The following is a 2,347-nucleotide window of genomic DNA, read 5'->3' on the forward strand; positions in this document are numbered from 1 at the left end:
CATCGCCGCCGTGGCGCTGCTCGCCGCATGCTCGGGCGGCGACGGCGAGTCCGCGACCGAGTCCTCCGCCGGCGGCCTTGGCGGTCAGCGTGACCGTGGCCTCGCCGTTCTCCGGCACGGGCTGCGTGCCGCCGCGGTTGGACAGCCACGCCTGGGTGCCCGGGACGGTGCGGTCGCCGGTGCACGCGGGGGCGGGCGAGCCCTCGGGGCGCTCGCCGCAGAAGCCCAGGTAGTAGCCCCCGTAAGCCGGGTCGAGGCCGGAGAGCGTGATGGTGACCTCGGAGCCGTCCGCGATCTCGGCACCGGGGGAGACCTTGGCGGTGACGCCGTTGGCGCTGGTCTCGGCGGCCTCGGTGGCGGCCGCGTCGGCGGACGTTGCGGGGGCGGCGGCGCTTTCGGTGGTGGCCGCGCTGGTCGGGCCGCCGGCGGAGGACTCGGTCGCGGACTCGCCGTCGCCGCCCGAGCATGCGGCGAGCAGCGCCACGGCGGCGATGGCAGGGGCGGCGAGCAGGGCTCGGCGGGCGCGGGTGATCCGGGGGGAGGGGGCGGCAACGGTGTGCTTCATCTGGTTCTCCTTGGAGTGATGTGACTCGAGCGACGCACATGCTAACATCCTGCGGCAAGGCAAGCCTAACTAAGCGTAGGCTATGCATTTGTTGGGCGCGTCACCATTTCCTCGCGCCTCCGCTTGACGACGACCCACCTTCCCGAACAGGAGCCGAATGCCCACGTCGCTGACCAAACGCCACGGCGTCATCGCCGCCGCGCTGCTGTGCCTCGTGCTCATCGCGGGGCTCGCCGGCTGCGCGGGCCCGGCCGCGAACGGAGTCGGTGCGGGCGAGGGAACGGACGCCGCCGCCAACTCCGGCAGCTCTGGCACCTCCGATGGTTCCGGGAACGACGGGAACGCCGCCCCCTCCGGCCACGTCTCCGCGCAGTTGCCGCCGGCCGCGCCGGAGATCCTCGTCGACGATCCCTCGCCGCAGCTGCCGGTCACCGTCGATTGGGATGGCTCGCCGGTCGAGGTCGCCTCGGCGGATCGGATCCTCACCCTCGACCGCGCGGGCGCCCTGTCCCGAATGGTGTGGGCGCTGGGCATGGGCGATCGCCTCGTCGGCCGCGACACCGCCACCGACTTCCCCGGCGCCGCGGATCTTCCGCAGGTCACGCCGGGCGGCCACACGATCAACGCGGAGTCGATCCTCAAGCTGCGCCCGGACGTGATCATCACCGACGGGTCCATCGGCCCGTCGCGCGTCCTGGACACGGTCGCCGACGCGGGCATCGCCGTGGTGCGCATTCCCGACGATCGCACGCCGGACACCGTCGCGACGCTGGCCGAGCGGGTCGCGACCACGGTGGGCCTCGGGGACCATGGCGAATCGGTTGGCGCGGAGATCGTCGCAAAGCTGGACGCCGCCTCCCGCGAGGCCCGCGACCGCGCCGACGGCCGCCGCATGATGGTCCTCTACCTGCGCGGCACCACGGTCGCGATGATCGCCGGCCCGGACTCCGGAGCCTCCTCCCTGATCGAGCGGCTCGGTGGCGTCGACGCGGCCGAGGGCCTGGGCATCGACGGCTCGTTCACGCCGCTGACGCCGGAGGCGCTGGTCAAGGCGGCGCCGGACACGGTGATCGTCATGAGCCACGGGCTCGAGTCGATCGGCGGCCCCGCGGCCCTGAACTCGCTGCCGGGCATGGCGCAGACGCCGGCCGGCGCGAACGTCAGCGTCCTCGACGTCCCCGATTCGCAGTTGCTGTCCTTCGGCCCCGACACCCCGCGCGTCATCGCGGCGATGGCCGACGCCCTCTACGGAAAGGCTTCCTCGTGACCGCAGTGCTGCACGCTTCGACGGGTTCCGCTTCACGACGCCCTGCCCGCCCCGCCCCCGCAGTGGACGTGAAAAGGGGCGGGGGCAACGACCCCATGGACCCCACCGGCGGTACCGGCGGCGCCGGCCCCACCGGCGGCACCGACCCCATCGACGCCGCCGCCGTGTCACGCCGCCGCCGGTCCGTCATCGTCCACGTCGTGCTCGCGGTGGCGCTGGCGGGCGCGGTGCTGTGGTCGGCGACGATCGGCCAGTTCGGCACGGGCGTCGCCGATTCGCTGAAGTCCATCGTCGGCGCCGGCGGCGAGGCCGACGTGGTGATGTGGCAGGTCCGCCTGCCGCGCATCGCGATGGCGCTGCTCGTCGGCGCGGGCCTGGCCATCGCCGGCGTCGCGCTGCAGGCCGTGTTCGGCAATCCGCTGGCGGAGCCGGGTCTGGTGGGCGTCTCCTCCGGTGCGGCCGTCGGCGCCGCCGCGGTAACGGTCGCCGGTGGCGCCGCCCTGCCCGCCGCCCTC

General features: G+C 74.1%; 3 protein-coding genes. 2 read left to right on the forward strand and 1 reads right to left on the reverse strand.

Annotation, left to right across the window (positions count from 1 at the left end):
* On the reverse strand, positions 1–565 hold a 565-nt coding region (locus GX015_RS11785; protein WP_291345351.1), incomplete at its 3' end, for a hypothetical protein.
* Positions 566–722: 157 nt separating this feature from the next.
* On the opposite strand from GX015_RS11785, the gene GX015_RS11790 reads away from it, so the two are divergent.
* Together GX015_RS11790 and GX015_RS11795 are read left to right on the forward strand one after the other, a co-directional pair.
* Positions 723–1,832 (forward strand): ABC transporter substrate-binding protein, encoded by a 1,110-nt coding sequence (locus tag GX015_RS11790; protein WP_291345352.1) that lies wholly within the window; start codon positions 723–725, stop codon positions 1,830–1,832.
* A gap of 95 nt (positions 1,833–1,927) precedes the next feature.
* A partial coding sequence (locus GX015_RS11795) for an iron chelate uptake ABC transporter family permease subunit (protein WP_291345353.1) occupies positions 1,928–2,347 on the forward strand: 420 nt, incomplete at its 3' end.

It is taken from the genome of Corynebacterium sp., from assembly GCF_012837295.1.
GTDB lineage: Bacteria > Actinomycetota > Actinomycetes > Mycobacteriales > Mycobacteriaceae > Corynebacterium.

Excerpts from the sequence above, each read along its gene's own strand:
- GX015_RS11790 (WP_291345352.1), top strand. The coding sequence starts at position 723 with ATGCCCACGTCGCTGACCAAACGCCACGGCGTCATCGCCGCCGCGCTG.